The organism is Microbacterium flavescens (assembly GCF_018588945.1).
Taxonomy (GTDB): Bacteria; Actinomycetota; Actinomycetes; order Actinomycetales; family Microbacteriaceae; genus Microbacterium; species Microbacterium flavescens.
This window is the reverse complement of the sequence record NZ_JAFIWA010000001.1, coordinates 339,486-356,384: the sequence shown is the minus strand read 5'-3', so window position 1 is coordinate 356,384 and position 16,899 is coordinate 339,486. Positions and strand designations below refer to the sequence as shown.

Genomic DNA, 16,899 nt, shown 5'->3' with positions numbered 1-16,899 from the left:
TCCGGTCATCGATCCGGGAAGCGAGACGGAGCGCCTCAGTGGGCCGCGAGCGCGGCGGCGACCACGTCGAGGCCCTCGTTGAGCAGATCGTCGGTGGTGGACAGCGGCGGCAGGAAGCGGATCACGTTCCCGTACGTGCCGCACGTCAGCACGATCACGCCCTCGGCGATGCACGCCTTCGCGACGGCGGCGGTGAGCGCGGCATCCGGCTCGCCCGTCTCGGCGTCGACGAACTCGGCGGCGATCATCGCACCGTGACCGCGCACGTCGCCGACGCGGGCGTCGGAAGCCTGCAGCGCCTCGAGCCTGCCCTTCAGGAGAACTCCGATCTCACGGGCGCGCTCGACCATGCCCTCGTTCTCGAAGACGTCGATCGCGGCGAGCGCGGCAGCGCAGGCCACCGGGTTGCCCCCGTAGGTGCCGCCGAGGCCGCCCGCGTGCGAGGCGTCCATGATCTCGGCCCGGCCGGTCACGGCCGCCAAGGGCATGCCCCCCGCGATGCCCTTGGCGGTCGTGATCAAGTCGGGAACGATGCCGAAGACATCGCTCGCGAACATCTCGCCGGTCCGTGCGAAGCCGGTCTGGATCTCGTCGGCGATGAACACCACGCCGTTGGCGCGGCACCACTCGACCAGTGCCGGCAGGAAGCCGTCCGCGGGGACGATGAAGCCGCCCTCGCCCTGGATCGGCTCGATGATGACGGCAGCCAGGTTGTCGGCGCCGACCTGCTTCTCGATGACCGAGATGGCCTTCTTCGCGGCATCCGCTCCACTCAGTCCGTCGCGGTACGGGTACGACAGCGGGGCGCGGTAGACCTCGGAGGCGAATGGACCGAAGCCGCTCTTGTAGGGCATCGACTTGGCGGTGAGCGCCATGGTGAGGTTGGTGCGGCCGTGGTACCCGTGGTCGAAGGCGACGACCGCCTGCTTCCCGGTGAATTTGCGGGCGATCTTGACCGCGTTCTCGACGGCCTCGGCGCCGGAGTTGAACAGGGCGCTCTTCTTGCCGTGATCGCCGGGGGTGACGCGGTTGAGCGCCTCCGCGACGCCGACGTACGACTCGTAGGGCGCGACCATGAAGCACGTGTGGGTGAACTGCGCGACCTGCTCCTGGACGGCGGCGACGACCTTGGGATGCGCGTTGCCGATCGACGTGACCGCGATGCCCGAGCCGAGATCGATGAGCGAGTTGCCGTCGGCGTCGACGATCACCCCGCCACCGGCCGCCACGGCGTGGACCGGTGCGGTGTGGCCGACGCCGGCGGCGACAGCGGACGCCTTGCGGTCGAGGAGCTCCTGCGAGCGCGGACCCGGGATGGCGGTGACCAGGCGCCGCTCCTGCGGCAGGGACGGACCGCCCAGAGGCATGGTGGCAACGGTGATCATGGACGCGAGCGTAGGCGCTGGCTTCGCGCGCCCGCACCTTCCTCGCTGTACATTCTCCCTAGCCCGCTGTACAGGTGGTACACCCCGGAGGACCATGAACGCTCCCGCCGACACCCCGACGCTGCGCGCCCTCCTCACGCGCGGCGACCTGCACCTGTCGCTCGCCGTCGACGACCGCCTCGATCCCGGGGCTCTCGACCGTGCCGTGCGGTGGGTGCACAGCTCCGACCTGTCGGACCCGACCCCGTTCCTCTCGGAGGGCCTCGTGCTGCTCACGACGGGCACTCAGTTCACCCAGGCGGGCGACGACGTCGGTCTGTACCGCGCCTACGTGCACCGGCTCGCCGCCCGCGGCGTGGTCGGGCTCGGATTCGGCACCGAGGTGGTGCAGGAAGGTCTGCCGCCGGCACTCGCGGAAGCGTGTCGCGACGAGGGCATGCCGCTGTTCGAGGTCCCGTACCGCACACCGTTCATCGCCGTGGCGCGCGCGAACGCCGAGGCCATCGCCGCGCAGGCGTATGCCCGCCGCAGCTGGGCGCTCGCGGCGCAGCGGGCGATCGCGCTCGCCGCGCTGCGCCCGGACGGCCTGGGCGCGACCGTCGCCGAACTCGCGAAGCAGCTCGACACGTGGGTGGGGATGTTCGACGCCGCCGGCGAGCTGTCGCGCGAGCATCCATTCGACGCGCTCGACGCCGCGACCGCGGCCGGGCTGAGGCACGAGGTCACCGGAGTGCTCAACCGCGGGGCGCGCGCCGGGTCGTCCTTGCGCATCGGTGAGACGCCGTTCACGCTGCAGACGCTGGGCCGCGGCGGACATCTGCGGGGAGTGATCGCCATCGCGGCCGGCGACCTCGACCAGGAGGGGCGCGGCGTGGTGACCTCGGTCATCGCGATGGCGGGTCTCGCCCTGGAACAGCAGCAGGGCCTCGGCCGTGCCCGCGGGGCGCTGCGCGCGGGTCTCCTGCACACCCTTCTCACCGACGACCCGGGGCTGGCGCGCCGCATCGCGCGAGAGGTGTGGGGACCGCTGCCGGCCGCGCCGATCCAGGTGGCGGTGACGGATGCCTCGGCCTCGCGCGTCGACGCGATCGCCGAGGTGCTCGAGCTCCGAGTCGACGAGCGGCGCGGATCGCTCTTCTTCGGCCGAGGCGACGATGGACTGGTGCTCGTCGTGCCGGCCGGCGAGCACGGCCCGGTCGTCGAACTCGCGGAGCGGTTCGGCGTGCGGATCGGGATGTCGGATCCCGCCGGCTACGACGGCTTCGCGGCTGCGGTCGGTCAGGCGCGTGTCGCGCGCGACCGCGGCGTGGGCCCGGTCACGATGTTCGCCGACGTCGCCCGCTCGGGCGTGCTCTCGGCGCTGACCGACGAGGCCCGCGCTCTCGCACGCGCCGAGCTCGCCCCCCTCGCCGCCCATGACGCCGGCGAGGGCACGCGCCTCGTGGAGACGCTGCACACCTGGCTCGACAACGACTGCTCGCACGAGGCATCCGCTCGCTCTCTCGGCGTGCACCGGCACACCGTGCGCACGCGTCTGGCCCTGGCCGAGCGGGTGCTCGGTCGCGATCTGTCGTCGTTCGCGACCCGCGCCGAGCTGTGGGCGGCCCTCCGCGCCCTCGACACCCCGGGTCGCTGAGCGAGCGAAGCGAGACGAAACGCCCCTCCCACCGGAAACGCGTTTCGTCTCGGTCGCTGCGCTCCCTCGCTCAACGACCCGAGACGAAACACCCACCCCGGGTCGTTGAGCGAGCGAAGCGAGACGAAACGCGGTGCCCCGCCGAGGTCCCAGGTCCGGACGGATCGGCCGGGCGCCACCTCCCGCCGCCGCGGAAGGATGGACGCATGGCGGATGCACGCGTGCCCAACGGAGACGTCTCGTGGTGGTGGCGGCAGCTCGGCGGCACGCCCACGCCGCGCCCGGCGCTGGACGGCGACCTCGACGTCGACGTGGCGATCGTCGGCGGCGGCTACACCGGCCTGTGGACCGCGTACTACCTCAAGACCCTCCAGCCCGATCTGCGGGTGGCGGTGCTCGAGCAGCGGTTCGCCGGGTTCGGCGCCTCCGGCCGCAACGGCGGCTGGCTGACGAACACGGTCACCGGCGGGCGCGACCGGTATGCGGCATCCCACGGCCGCGACGCGGCGATCGCCCAGCAGCGCGCCCTCAACGAGACGGTCGACGAGGTCATCGCCGTCGCCGGCCGCGAGGGCATCGACGCCGACATCGTCAAGGGCGGCGAGTTCGGCGTGGCCCGCACGCCGTCGCAGCTCGCGCGGCTCCGCGCGGCGGTGGCGGACGAGCAGGCGTGGCCGCACACCGACGTGGAGGAGCTGGATGCCTCGGCCGCGGCATCCCGAATCGCGATCGACGGCGCCCTCGGGGCCGCCTGGCATCCGCACTGCGCGCGCGTGCACCCGGCCAAACTCGTCGCCGGGCTCGCCGCCGCGGTCGAGCGTGCGGGCGCGACGATCTACGAACAGACGCACGTGACGGAGATCGCCCCGGGCAGGGCCGTGACCGAGCGGGGCACGGTTCGCGCGACGCACGTGCTGCGAGCCACGGAGGGATTCACCGCCGACCTGCGCGGCGAGCACCGCACGTGGCTGCCGATGAACTCGTCGATGATCGTGACCGAGCCGCTTCCCGCGGCGACCTGGGCCTCGATCGGCTGGGACGGGCGCGAGACCCTCGGCGACTTCGCCCACGTGTACATGTACGCGCAGCGCACCGCCGATGGCCGCATCGCCTTCGGCGGCCGGGGCGTGCCGTACCGCTACGCCTCGCACGTCGACACGGACGGCTCGACGCAGGAGCGCACGATCGCGTCGCTGACGGCGCTGCTGCGGGAGTTCTTCCCGGATGCCTCGGACGTGCCGATCGCTCACGCCTGGGCGGGCGTGCTCGGCGTGCCGCGCGACTGGGCCGCCACCGTCGGCCATGACCCGGCGACCGGCCTGGGCTGGGCGGGCGGCTACGTCGGCACCGGCGTCACCGCGACGAACCTCGCCGGCCGGACGCTGGCCGACCTCGTGCTCAGGCGCGACACCGACCTGGTCCGGCTGCCCTGGGTCGGCCACCGCGCGAAGAAGTGGGAGCCGGAGCCCCTGCGCTGGCTCGCCGTCAACGCGATCTACGCCGCCTATCGGACGGCGGACCGGCTCGAGGCGTCCGGATCAGGCGAAGGCACGGCCTGGCCGGCGCACGTCGCCGACTTCGTGGCCGGCCGCCACTGACGCGCACCAGGCGCTGTCCCGTTGGCACCACACCCCCACCACCCTTGCCGACTAGCACGTCGACAGGGGTGGCGCCAGGTCATTGGCGGGCGCGCCGGGGAGCGGCATCCTGCCGTCGATGAGGTGATTCTCATCCGCCAATACCTTTCATGTGTCAGGTTTTAGGCGTACAGTCGGGGACCGCGACGCCCCGCGTCGCGATCACAGCCGAGGCAGGGCCGCCACGGAGGCGGCGACGACCGATGGAGGCGTCAGACCGATGAACAGATCATTCACACGCAGAAGCTCTCGCTGGGCCGCTGCAGGTGCGGTTGCTCTCGTGGGAGCGCTCGTGCTCGCCGGCTGCGGACGCAGCGACGGTCCCACCGGCGGAGGCGGAGAGGGCGGTGGCGGCGAAGCCATCGATGACTCCCCCGCCGAGGGCACCGTCGAGGTATGGGCCATGGGCAACGAGGGCGAAGTGCTCGATGAGCTCGCCGCCCAGTTCGAGGAGGAGAACCCCGACGTCCAGATCGAGGTGACCGCCGTGCCGTGGGAGAGCGCGCACGACCGCATCGCCACCGCGATCGCCGGCGGCGAGACGCCGGACGTCACGATGCTCGGCACGACCTGGGTGGGCGAGTTCGCCGCCACCGGGGCGTTCGAGCCCACTCCCGAGGACCTCGTCGACGAGTCGTCGTTCTTCGAGGGCTCGTGGGAGACCGCCGTCGTCGACGAGGTCGCGTACGGCGTGCCGTGGTACGTCGACACCCGCGTGCTCTACTACCGCACCGACCTCGCCGAGCAGGCCGGCCTCGAGCCGCCCGAGACGTGGGAGGAGTACTCCGCCTTCACGCAGGGCCTCCAGGAGGCCGGAGCCGAGTGGGGCGTATCGCTTCCTCCCGGCGGGTTCGACTCATGGCAGTACGTGACCCCTCTCGCCTGGCAGCAGGGCGGCGACATCCTCAACGAGGACGGCACGGAGTTCACCTTCGACACCCCCGAGTGGGAGGAGGCGTTCGCCTTCTACACGAGCTTCTTCACGGAGGGCATCGCCGAGCCGCGGCGCCTCGAGGGCGGCGAGATCGAGCAGGCGTTCATCAACGGCGAGGTCGGCGCGTTCTACAGCGGGCCGTTCCACGTCGGACTGCTCCTCGACCAGGGCGGCGAGGACTTCGCCGACAAGTTCGGGGTGGCCATGGTGCCGGGCGCCGACAGCCGCACGAGCTTCACCGGCGGTGGCAACCTCGCCGTATTCGAGGACACCGAGAACCGCGACGCGTCGTGGAAGTTCGTGCGCTGGCTGAGCCAGCCCGAGACGCAGCTCTCGTGGTACGAGATCTCGACCGACCTGCCCAGCGTGCAGGAGGCGTGGGACGACCCGACCTTCAGCGACGACCCCTACCTGAGCGTCTTCGGCGAGCAGCTGCAGGACTCCAAGGCGCCGCCGGCGATCGCCACGTGGGCGCAGGTGTCGGCCGTGATCGACCAGGAGCTGGAGAAGGCGACGCGCGGCGACACGACGCCGGCCGACGCCATCGCCACGATCCAGCAGCAGGCGTCCTCGATCGGCACGGGTCAGTAAGCGACCTCCGATGACCTCCATCGCCTCCGCGGCTCCGCCGCGGCGCCCCGCACCCCGTGCGAAGGCGTCGCGGCGGGAACGCCGCATGACGCGCACCGCGTGGCTGTTCGCCGCGCCGTTCGTCATCCTCTTCGTGGTGTTCATGGCCGGGCCGATCGTCGGCTCGCTCCTCATGAGCTTCACCGACATGACGACCCGCGACCTGCAGACGCCGTTCCAAGTGAACTTCGTCGGGTTCGACAACTACATCCGGCTATTCCAGGATCCGCGGTTCATCCACTCCCTCGTCAACACGTTCACGTTCGTGATCGTGGCGGTCCCCCTCACCATCGCCCTCGCACTGGCGGTCGCGCTCGCGCTCGACAAGGGCATCCGCCGGATCCGCACCGTGTACCGCGTCGGGTACTACGCCCCCGTGGTCACGAGCATCGTCGCCATCGCGATCGTGTGGCGGTTCATCCTGCAGCCGGACGGCCTGCTCAACGGGTTCCTGGGCCTCTTCGGCATCCAGGGTCCGGACTGGCTGCAGTCCACGGCGCTGGCGCTGCCGTCGCTCATCGCGATGGCGGTCTGGCGCAACATCGGCACGCTCATGGTGATCTTCCTCGCCGCGCTGCAGGGCGTGCCGCGGGAGCATCACGAGGCCGCGATGGTCGACGGCGCCAACGCGTGGCAGCGCTTCTGGAACATCACGATTCCGGCCATGCGCCCGGCGATCCTCTTCGCCGCCGTCATCACGGGCATCGGGTTCCTGCAGTTCTTCGAGGAGCCGTACGTGATGACGCAGGGCGGGCCGCTCGATGCCACCCTGTCGACCGCGATGTACACGTACGACCAGTTCGGCTTCGGCAACTACGCCTACGCGTCCGCCGCGAGCTACGTGCTGTTCCTGGCGATCGTCGTGCTGTCGCTCATCCAGTTCCGGTTCCTCGGAAGGAGGGACTGACATGACCATCACGCCTCCCCCGCGCGCCGCGGACGAGCCGGGCGGGATCCCCGAGCGCCTCGGGCCCGTGCTCGCGTCGTCGTCGGTCACCGACACCGACGTCGTCGAGCCCGAGTCCCACCCGGCTGGCCGCCGCCGGCGCGGCGAGCCCACCCGCTGGTGGCTCTACATCGTGCTCACGGTCGGCTTGATCGTGATGATCATGCCGTTCGTCTGGATGATCCTGGGCTCGTTCAAGACGGACGCCGAGATCCGCCGGAACCCGACGGGCTTCCTGCCGCAGCAGCCGACCCTCGAGAACTACGAGACGCTGTTCGGCCGGCTGGACTTCACGACCTTCTTCATCAACAGCATCGTCGTGGCCGTCTTCGTGACCCTCGGCAACATCGTGTTCTGCTCGATGATCGGCTACGCGCTGGCGAAGCTGCAGTTCCGCGGCAAGAAGCTGCTGTTCGTGCTCGTCATCGGCACGCTCATGGTGCCCGGCGTCGTGACGTTCGTCCCGCTGTTCGTGCTCGTCGCGAACCTGGGCCTCGTCAACTCGTATCCGGGCCTCATCCTGCCGTTCCTCATCTCGCCGCTCGGCGTGTTCCTGATGCGGCAGTTCATGCTGAGCCTCCCCGACGAGCTGATCGAGGCCGCGCGCATCGACGGCGCGAGCGAGTGGCGGATCTTCCTGCGCGTCATCATGCCGATGTGCGGTCCGGCGATCGCGACGCTGACGATCCTCACGTTCCTCGCGAGCTGGAACAACTTCCTGTGGCCGCTGGTGGTCGCCACGACGGAGGACATGTACACCCTGCCCGTCGCCCTCGCCCTCTATTCGGTCAGTCAGAACGCGGCCCGCTACGGGCTCATGATGGCGGGCGCGGTCGTCGTCGTGGTGCCGATGCTGACCCTGTTCGTCTTCCTGCAGCGCTACTTCGTGCAGGGCATCGCGCTCACCGGCATCAAATGACGTGGAGCGGATGCCGCGGCATCCGCTCCTCCGACAGAAAGGACCATCAGACGATGGACTTCCCCGAAGGCTTCCTGTGGGGCGCGTCGACCGCGGCGCACCAGATCGAGGGCGGCAACGTCAACTCGGACTGGTGGCAGCGCGAGTGGGGGCACCTTGCCGGCGCTCCGGTCGAGACCCCGTCCGGTGACGCGGCCGACAGCTACCACCGCTACGGCGAGGACATGGCGCTGCTCGCCGACGCCGGGCTCGACACGTACCGCTTCAGCATCGAGTGGGCGCGCATCGAGCCCGAGGCCGGCTTCGTCTCGCGGGCCGCGATCGACCACTACCGCCGGATGGTGGCGACGGCGCGCGCGCTCGATCTGCAGCCGATGATCACCCTGCATCACTTCACGAATCCGGTGTGGTTCGCGCGTGAGGGAGGGTGGCACTCGGATGCCGCGGCCGACCGCTTCGCCCGGTACGTCGAGGCCGCCCTGCCGGTGCTGGAGGACGTCGACCTCGTCTGCACGATCAACGAGCCGAACATGGTGTCGGTGCTCGCCGATCCGGAGGTCGGATTCCCGTCGATCGGGCTCCCGCCGGGCGTGCCCGAAGTCACCGATCGACTGGTCGACGCGCACAAGCGCGCGGTCGAGCTCGTCCGTGGCGCGGGCGGTCGGGCGGGGTGGTCGGTGGCGACCCAGGCGTACCAGGCGGTGGAGGGCGGCGAGGCCGTGGCGGCCGAGTACGGCGCCTCGCGTGAGGACGTCTTCCTCGACGCTGCCGACGGCGACGACTGGGTCGGCGTGCAGGCGTACACGCGCACCAAGATCGGCCCCGACGGGCCGCTTCCGATCCCCGACGACGCCGAGCGCACGCTCACCGGGTGGGAGTACTACCCGCCGGCGGTGGGTGACGGCATCCGCAACGCGTGGGCGCGCGCGGGCGTGCCGGTCTACATCACCGAGAACGGCATGGCGACCGCCGACGACCCGCGGCGGATCGACTACACGCGCGGTGCGCTCGAGGCCGTGCACGCGTGCATCGCCGAGGGGGTGGACGTGCGGGGATACCTTCACTGGAGCCTGCTCGACAACTACGAGTGGGGCAGCTACCGGCCGACCTTCGGGCTCATCGCATGGGACCGCGAGACGTTCGAGCGGCGGCCCAAGCCGAGCCTCGCGTGGCTGGGAGAGGTCGCCCGCGCGAACGCCCTGCGGTAGGGGGGCGCGTTTCGTCTCGGTCGCTCCGCACCCCGGCCCCGGTCGTTGAGCGAGCGCAGCGAGACGAAACGCGTGCACCCCGGCCCCCGGTCGTTGAGCGAGCGAAGCGAGACGAAACGCGTCGCTCAGCGGCCGGACGGCGGGAGCAGGTAGCCGCGCACGAACTCTGCGAACAGGGCGTTCATGTCGACGGTATCGTCGAGCAGCCACTGCTGCTGGATGCCGTCCATCACCGCGCTGATCAGCCGGGCGGCGAGCGCCGGGTCGATGTCGTCCCGCACCTCGCCGTCCGCCTGCGCGGCCACGAGGATCGGCGTCGCACCGTCGGCGCCCTCGCGGTACCGGCGCGCGAACTCCTCGTGGGCCGGGTGCTCGGAGTCGGTCGCCTCGGCCGACACCGTCGCGTAGAGCGACGTGAGACCGCGCGACTCCTGGTTGTAGGCGACGACCTTCGTCGCCTGCTCGATCAGCGTGTGCTCGGCGGGATCGCCGGCGGCGGCGCGGATCTTCTCGTCGCGCTGGCGGAGCACCTCTGTGAAGAGCTCCTCCTTGTTGGCGAAGTGGTGCATGAGGCCGGTCGGGGTGAGGCCGACGCGCTTGGCGATCTCGCGAAGCGATCCGCTGTGGTAGCCGCTGCGCCCGAAGACGACGAGCGCCTCGTCGACGATCGCCTGACGCCGTGCCTGGCCCTTCGCGTAGCTGCCTCGGCGTGCGCGCGCACCGCGGGCCGGGGCATCCGATTCAGATGTCCCGGCCGCGGTCTCGGCGGCTTCGCTGCTCACTCGCGCGCTTTCTCCTCCGAGCTGAAGACCTGCGCCTTCATGGCCGGACGCAGTCGCTTCTCCATCTCTTTGTCGACGAAGTACCGCTTCAGGGTATCGCCGGTCAGCTCGTTGCCGATCGCGGCCATGATCATCGACTGGTCGAGCGACAGGTAGCGCTCGGCGACCGTGCCGCTGCCGACGGCCACCGCGTCGTAGAAGCCCCCGGGACCATACGCGCCGAGATCGGCTTCGAGGTGCGCGAGGTTCTCGAGCACTCCGGCGCGGTCGTACGGCAGGCCGAGGAAGCTCGCGTGCGGCGTTACGACCCCGTCGCCGAACTCCGGATCCGGGTTGGTGCCTTCGGTGCAGCCGGGTCGGTCGATGTCGACGTCGGTCTTCTCGGCGTCGGACATGTAGCCGTCGGAGCGCATGCCCGCGAGATCGACGCCGTACTCGGCGTAGCCCCCGAACGGGTTGCTGGCCGGCGAGAAGCCCCACGCGCCGTAGCCGGCGTCCTCGAGGCCGTGGTGCTTCTGCACCGCGACGGTGATCGGATGGTTCACGCGCCAGGACCGGGGTCCCCACTTCGTCTCGGGAACGAGCAGGTCGGGCATCAGCGCCTCGAACATGCTGCCGCCCCAGCTCGGCACGAAGCTCATGCCGGCGTACGTGTACACGCCCTCCCAGACCTCGAAGCCCTGGTAGGTGCGGTAGGTGCCGGTCGGCAGCTGCTCCTGCCACGCCCAATCGCAGCCGGGAGGCATCGTGCGATGCGTGCCGTAGAGCGCGGTCGGCGGGATCTGGCCGTTCGCGATGCCGAGGTACGTCGCGATGCGGCTCTCGCTCACCGTGGTGTCGTAGTGGTGGCACGTGTAGAAGGCCGTCTCGCCCGAGCCGTTGTACATCGGCGCCTCGACGCTGCAGTCCGGAGGCGGCGCCTCCCAGAATCCGCCGCGGTTCGTCCCCGCGGGCAGGCCGGGCGCGCCCTCGGGGTTGAAGAACGCCGAGAAGTCCATGGAGTCGTACAGCGCGTCGGCCTCGTCCGAGAGGCTCGGCTCGGCCTCGCGGACGATGCGGAGGGATGCCGCGAGCCAGCCGTTGTCGACGGTGCTGAGGAACGGGTGCACGGCGTCGCCGGAGTCCGGCCACGTCGTGAGCTTCACGCCGGTGGCGGGGTCGTACCAGTTGTAGAACATGCCGCTCGCGTCGTTGCGCTCGAGGCCGACCAGGGTGTCGAGGGTCGTCGCCATGCGGTCGCGGGCCTCGCCCTTCGAGATGATCCCGAGGTCGCGCGCCGTGACGGTCGACCACAGGTAGCCGCCGATGTTCGTCGGCGACGTGTACGCGCCCGCGGTCGCCAGGTCTCCGGTGATGTTGTCCGACGGCAGGCCCGTCGTCTCGTCGGTCATCGCATCGAGCGACGCCCAGGTGTCTTCCGCGTACCGCTGCAGGGTCTCGTTGCCGGGCCTGCCGTGACCGGGCCCGCCGGTCGCTGCCGCCGGGGCGGCGAAGGCGACTCCGGCGGCGATCAGCCCTGCCACGGTCGCCGTGCTCAGCCATCGCTTCATCGCGCTCTCCTCATCGAAAGCGGCTCCGTCGGGCGGAGCCGTCGGTTCGGAAAACCTAACACTCGACAGGTATTGGCGGAACCCCGGCATCCGCTCTCTCACCCGCTTCTCACCCGAAGGGGACGGCGGGTCAGCGGGGGGCGTGGGCCTCGAGGAACTCGTAGACGTCGGTCGTGTCGACGCCCGGGAACGCCCCGGTCGGCAGAGTCGCGAGCAGCGTCCGCGGCGTGCGGACATTGGGCCACGAGTTGTCGCGCCACGTCGCCTCGAGCTCCGCGGGCGCGCGCCGGCAGCAGGCTTCCACCGAGTGCGTCGAGACACCGCGGTTCGGGGTGTCCCGACCGAGAAACCACTTCGTGTCGTCGAACCGCACCCCGACGCTCACCGAGTGCGCGCCCTCGCTGGACTGCTCGACGCGGGCCGTGCACCAGTACGTGCCGTTTCCGGTGTCGGTGTACTGGTAGTACGGGTTGAAATGGTCGTCGACGTCGAAGACGGCGCGCGAGGTCCACTTGCGGCAGCACATCTGACCCTCGATCGAGCCGAGGCGGTCGGTCGGGAAGTTGACGTCGTCGTTCTCGTACGCCTTGGTGATGGTCCCCGACTCGTGGACCTTGAGGAAGTGCACCGGGATGCCCAGGTGCACGGTCGCCAGGTTCGTGAAGCGGTGCGCGGCCGTCTCGTACGAGACCGAGTAGGCGTCTCGGAGGTCTTCGATCGAGATCGCGCGGTCTTTCTTGGCCTCCTGAAGGAACGGCACGACGTGCTGCTCGGGGATGAGCAGAGCGCCCGTGAGGTAGTTCGTCTCGACGCGCTGACGCAGGAACTCGGCGTACGACGTGGGCTCGCGGTGGCCGAGGATGCGGCTCGACAGCGCCTGCAGCACCGCGGTGCGCGGATCGCCCTTGGCGGTCAGCCTGCTCGAGAGGTAGAGCCGGCCGTTCTTGATGTCGGCGACGCTGCGCGTGGTCTGAGGCAGGTCGGGGACGTAATGCAGCGTGAAGCCGAGGTGCGCGGCGATGTCGGACGCGGTGCGCTGCGTGAGCGGGCCGCCCGGGTGGTCGACCGCCTCGAGGACCGCACGCGCGTGCCCTTCGAGTTCCACGAAGTAGTTGTTCTGGGTGCGCATGAGGCGACGCAGCGCCAGGTTCGCCCGCCGCGCCTCCTCGGGTGTCGCCGCCCGCTCGTCGCGCAGTCTCTCGATCTCGGACTGGAGGGCCAGCATCGCTTTGAGCGCTTCGTCGGGGATCGTCTTGCCGATGCGGAAGGGTGGGATGCCGAGCGCCTGGAACGTCTGGCCGCGCATCGCCCGCTCGAGGGAGATCTCGAGGGTCGCGCGCTCATCGAGCGGCTCGGACTCGAGGATCGCGTCGAGCGATGAGCCGAGCGCGCGGGCGATCGCCTGCAGCAGGGTGAGCTTGGGCTCGCGCCGGCCGTTCTCGATCATCGACAGCTGGCTCGGCGCCCGGTCGACGGCGGCGGCGAGCTCTTCGAGCGTCATGCCGCGGTCGGTGCGCAGCTGCCGGATGCGGCGGCCGATCGTGAGGGAGTCCACCTCCCCATCGTCGGCGACTTCTGCGATCGGATCGCGGGTGAACGAGGTCGTCATGGCCCGATTCTGTCACGAAAGCAGAAATACGGCGAAAGTTCACACCTGGTTTCGTAGGTTGCGGGGGCGAACTTCACTGCAGAGTGGTGTCACGAACTTCGACGGCAGATCCAGAACGCGGATCGCGGGATGCCTCGACCCGGCGCACACGCTGGGGCGCAGCATCCCTCCATCACCTTCACGCTCGTTCACAGGAAGACAGGGACATGACACCTGCAACCGCCACCCCGATGCGTACGCGCACCGGCCCCATCCCCACCCAGCTCCACGATCCGTCGATCGAGGTCGCCGGCCGCCTGCTCCCCCGGTACGACGAGATCCTCACCCCCGAGGCCCTCGTGTTCCTCACCGAGTTGCACCACCGCTTCGGCTCCCGCCGTCACGACCGGCTGGCCGACCGCATGCGCCGCCGCTTCCAGGTCGGCAACGGGCACGACCCGCAGTTCCGCGACGACACGCGTCACATCCGCGAGGACGCCGACTGGCGCGTCGCCGGCGCAGGTCCCGGACTCGAGGACCGCCGCGTCGAGATCACGGGTCCGACCGATCCCAAGATGACGATCAACGCTCTGAACTCCGGCGCCAAGGTCTGGCTCGCCGATCAGGAGGACGCGACGAGCCCCACATGGAAGAACGTCGTCGAGGGTCAGCTGAGCCTGCGCGACGCGATCCGCGGTGAGCTGGAGTTCACGAGCCCGGAGGGGAAGCGCTACGAGGTCACCGCGACGGAGACGCCGACCATCGTCATGCGTCCGCGCGGGTGGCACCTGCCCGAGCAGCACATCCGCTTCACCGACCGCACCGGGCGCACGATGGCCGCCTCGGGCTCGCTGGTGGACTTCGGTCTGTACTTCTTCCACAACGCGCAGCAGCTGATCGCGAACGGCCGCGGCCCGTACTTCTACATCGCCAAGCTCGAGTCGAGCGAAGAGGCGAAGCTGTGGGACGACGTGTTCACGTTCAGCGAGCAGTACGTCGGCATTCCGCATGGAACGATCCGCGCGACGGTGCTGATCGAGACGCTGCCCGCGGCCTTCGAGATGGAGGAGATCCTCTTCGAACTGCGCGACCACTGCGCGGGCCTCAACGCCGGCCGCTGGGACTACATCTTCTCGATCATCAAGAACTACCGCGGACGGGGCGCCCGCTTCGTGCTGCCCGACCGCAGCGAGGTCACCATGACGGTGCCCTTCATGCGGGCCTACACCGAGCTGCTCGTGCAGACCTGCCACAAGCGCGGAGCCTTCGCCATCGGCGGCATGAGCGCCTTCATCCCCAACCGGCGCGACCCCGAGGTGACGGCGACGGCGTTCGAGAAGGTCGCCGCCGACAAGAAGCGCGAGGCCGGCGACGGCTTCGACGGCACGTGGGTGGCCCACCCCGACCTGATCCCCGTCGCGCGGGCCGAGTTCGACGCGGTGCTGGGCGAGCGTCCGAATCAGCTCGACCGGCAGCGCCCCGAGGTGCAGGTCGCGGCCGCCGACCTGATCGACGTGCACATCGGTCGCCCGGTCACCACGGCGGGCGTGTACGGCAACGTGTCGGTCGCCATCCGCTACATCGAGGCCTGGCTGCGGGGGCTCGGGGCCGTCGCGATCGACAACCTGATGGAGGATGCCGCCACCGCCGAGATCTCGCGGTCGCAGGTGTGGCAGTGGATCCACCAGGACCGAGTCACCGACGACGGCACCGCGATCACGCGCGAGTACGTCGAGGGTCTCATCGCGCGAGTGCTCGGCGAGGTCGAGCGGCACGACGGCGACCGGTTCGACGACGCGGCGGATGTGTTCCGCGAGGTCGCCCTCGGGGCCGACTTCCCGGCGTTCCTCACGCTGCCGGCGTACTCGCGCCACCTCGTCGAGACGACTGACCCCTCCTGATCCGGCTCCCATCAGCCGACCCACACGACCGCAAGGGAAACGAAGATGACCACTTACCACGACGACATCGAGGCAGTCGCAGCCCTCAAGGAGCAGCACGGCTCCGGCTGGGATGCGATCAACCCCGAGCACGTCGCCCGGATGCGGGCGCAGAACCGGTTCCGGACCGGGCTCGAGATCGCCCAGTACACGGCCGACATCATGCGCCGCGACATGGCCGAGTACGACGCCGACTCGTCGGTGTACACGCAGTCGCTCGGCGTCTGGCACGGCTTCATCGGACAGCAGAAGCTCATCTCGATCAAGAAGCACCTCAAGAGCACGAACAAGCGCTACCTGTACCTGTCGGGCTGGATGGTCGCCGCACTCCGCTCGGAGTTCGGCCCGCTCCCCGACCAGTCGATGCATGAGAAGACGTCGGTGCCGGCGCTCATCGAGGAGCTGTACACCTTCCTCCGTCAGGCCGACGCGCGTGAGCTCGATCTGCTCTTCACGCAGCTGGACGACGCGCGCCGCGCCGGCGACGAGACCGCCGTCGAGTTCATCCAGTCGCAGATCGACAGCTACGAGACCCACGTGGTGCCGATCATCGCCGACATCGACGCCGGCTTCGGCAACCCCGAGGCCACGTACCTGCTCGCCAAGAAGATGATCGAGGCGGGCGCCTGCGCCATCCAGATCGAGAACCAGGTCTCGGACGAGAAGCAGTGCGGGCACCAGGACGGCAAGGTCACCGTTCCGCACGAGGACTTCCTCGCCAAGATCAACGCGGTGCGGTACGCGTTCCTCGAGCTGGGCATCGACAACGGCATCATCGTCGCCCGCACCGACTCGCTCGGCGCGGGGCTCACCCAGAAGCTGGCGGTCTCGAGCCGGCCCGGCGATCTCGGCGACCAGTACAACGCGTTCCTCGACGTCGAGGAGATCTCGGAGTCCGAACTCAGCGACGGCGATGTGGTCATCCGCCGCGAGGGCAGGCTGCTGCGGCCGAAGCGCCTCGCCAGCAACCTGTACCAGTTCCGCCCGGGCACCGGCGAGAAGCGCGTGGTGCTCGACTGCATCACGTCGCTGCGCAACGGCGCCGACCTCCTGTGGATCGAGACCGAGAAGCCGCACGTCGAGCAGATCGCCGGCATGGTCGACGCCATCCGCAAGGAGATCCCGAACGCCAAGCTGGTCTACAACAACAGCCCGTCGTTCAACTGGACGCTCAGCTTCCGCCAGCAGGCGTACGACGCGCTCGTCGAGCAGGGAGCGGATGTCTCGGCCTACGACCGCGCCGACCTCATGAGCGTCGAGTACGACGACTCCGAGCTGGCACGACTGGCCGACGAGCGGATCCGCACGTTCCAGCGCGACGGCTCCGCGCGCGCCGGTATCTTCCACCACCTCATCACGCTGCCGACGTACCACACGGCCGCACTCTCGACCGACAGCCTGGCCAAGGGCTACTTCGGCGAAGAGGGCATGCTCGCGTACGTGAAGGGCGTCCAGCGTCGCGAGATCCGCGAGGGCATCGCCACGGTGAAGCACCAGAACATGGCGGGAAGCGACATCGGCGACAACCACAAGGAGTACTTCGCCGGCGACGCGGCCCTGAAGGCGGGCGGTCAGCACAACACGATGAACCAGTTCAACTGATTCAGGACGACGGATGCCGCGGGTCGATGGACCCGCGGCATTCGTCGTTCGCGTTTCGTCTCGCTTCGCTCGCTCAACGACCCGGGGGGCGGGGTCGCCATCCGGGTCGTTGAGCGAGGAGCGAAGCGACGAGACGAAACGC

The 16,899-nt window shown here is 69.9% G+C and carries 12 protein-coding genes; 8 read left to right on the top strand and 4 right to left on the bottom strand.

Translation table 11 applies throughout. The features are described 5' to 3' along the window. Positions 1-35: 35 nt before the first annotated feature. Positions 36-1,385: a 4-aminobutyrate--2-oxoglutarate transaminase gene (gabT, locus tag JX005_RS01675; RefSeq protein WP_214465663.1), complete on the bottom strand. Its 1,350-nt coding sequence runs from the start codon at positions 1,383-1,385 to the stop codon at positions 36-38. 94 nt (positions 1,386-1,479) lie between these two features. Here gabT and JX005_RS01670 point away from each other — a divergent pair, with 94 nt between their 5' ends. The 6 genes from JX005_RS01670 to JX005_RS01645 all read left to right on the top strand — a co-directional run bounded on the left by JX005_RS01670 (position 1,480) and on the right by JX005_RS01645 (position 9,295). Next, positions 1,480-3,021: a PucR family transcriptional regulator gene (locus tag JX005_RS01670; RefSeq protein WP_214465662.1), complete on the top strand. Its 1,542-nt coding sequence runs from the start codon at positions 1,480-1,482 to the stop codon at positions 3,019-3,021. A 206-nt stretch (positions 3,022-3,227) separates the two neighbouring features. Continuing rightward, entirely contained in the window at positions 3,228-4,619 is a 1,392-nt protein-coding gene (locus JX005_RS01665; RefSeq protein WP_214465661.1) for an NAD(P)/FAD-dependent oxidoreductase, read from the top strand. A 319-nt stretch (positions 4,620-4,938) separates the two neighbouring features. After that, a complete protein-coding gene (locus JX005_RS01660; protein WP_307858473.1) occupies positions 4,939-6,183 on the top strand; it encodes a sugar ABC transporter substrate-binding protein in 1,245 nt (414 codons plus the stop codon). Positions 6,184-6,193: 10 nt separating this feature from the next. Next, positions 6,194-7,129, top strand: coding sequence for a carbohydrate ABC transporter permease (locus JX005_RS01655; RefSeq protein WP_214465659.1), 936 nt, complete (start codon positions 6,194-6,196; stop codon positions 7,127-7,129). A gap of 1 nt (position 7,130) precedes the next feature. After that, positions 7,131-8,087 (top strand): carbohydrate ABC transporter permease, encoded by a 957-nt coding sequence (locus JX005_RS01650; protein WP_214465658.1) that lies wholly within the window; start codon positions 7,131-7,133, stop codon positions 8,085-8,087. Positions 8,088-8,140: 53 nt separating this feature from the next. Continuing rightward, positions 8,141-9,295, top strand: a complete 1,155-nt coding sequence (locus JX005_RS01645) for a glycoside hydrolase family 1 protein (protein WP_214465657.1) — start codon at positions 8,141-8,143, stop codon at positions 9,293-9,295. Positions 9,296-9,420: 125 nt separating this feature from the next. On the opposite strand, the gene JX005_RS01640 is transcribed toward JX005_RS01645, so the two are convergent. The 3 genes from JX005_RS01640 to JX005_RS01630 all read right to left on the bottom strand — a co-directional run bounded on the left by JX005_RS01640 (position 9,421) and on the right by JX005_RS01630 (position 13,236). Next, on the bottom strand, positions 9,421-10,077 hold the full coding sequence (locus JX005_RS01640) for a TetR/AcrR family transcriptional regulator (protein WP_214465656.1): 657 nt from the start codon (positions 10,075-10,077) through the stop codon (positions 9,421-9,423). Continuing rightward, complete coding sequence (locus JX005_RS01635) at positions 10,074-11,627, bottom strand: glucoamylase family protein (protein ID WP_214465655.1); 1,554 nt, start codon at positions 11,625-11,627, stop codon at positions 10,074-10,076. The genes JX005_RS01640 and JX005_RS01635 overlap by 4 nt, the downstream gene beginning before the upstream one ends. Positions 11,628-11,757: 130 nt before the next feature. Then, positions 11,758-13,236 (bottom strand): XRE family transcriptional regulator, encoded by a 1,479-nt coding sequence (locus JX005_RS01630; RefSeq protein ID WP_214465654.1) that lies wholly within the window; start codon positions 13,234-13,236, stop codon positions 11,758-11,760. A gap of 230 nt (positions 13,237-13,466) precedes the next feature. Here JX005_RS01630 and aceB point away from each other — a divergent pair, with 230 nt between their 5' ends. Together aceB and JX005_RS01620 are read left to right on the top strand one after the other, a co-directional pair. Next, positions 13,467-15,116 carry a malate synthase A gene (aceB, locus tag JX005_RS01625; RefSeq protein WP_214466052.1) on the top strand — a complete coding sequence of 550 codons (1,650 nt, stop codon included), beginning with the start codon at positions 13,467-13,469 and terminating at the stop codon, positions 15,114-15,116. A 45-nt stretch (positions 15,117-15,161) separates the two neighbouring features. Further along, entirely contained in the window at positions 15,162-16,757 is a 1,596-nt protein-coding gene (locus JX005_RS01620) for an isocitrate lyase (RefSeq protein ID WP_214465653.1), read from the top strand. Positions 16,758-16,899: the final 142 nt, after the last annotated feature.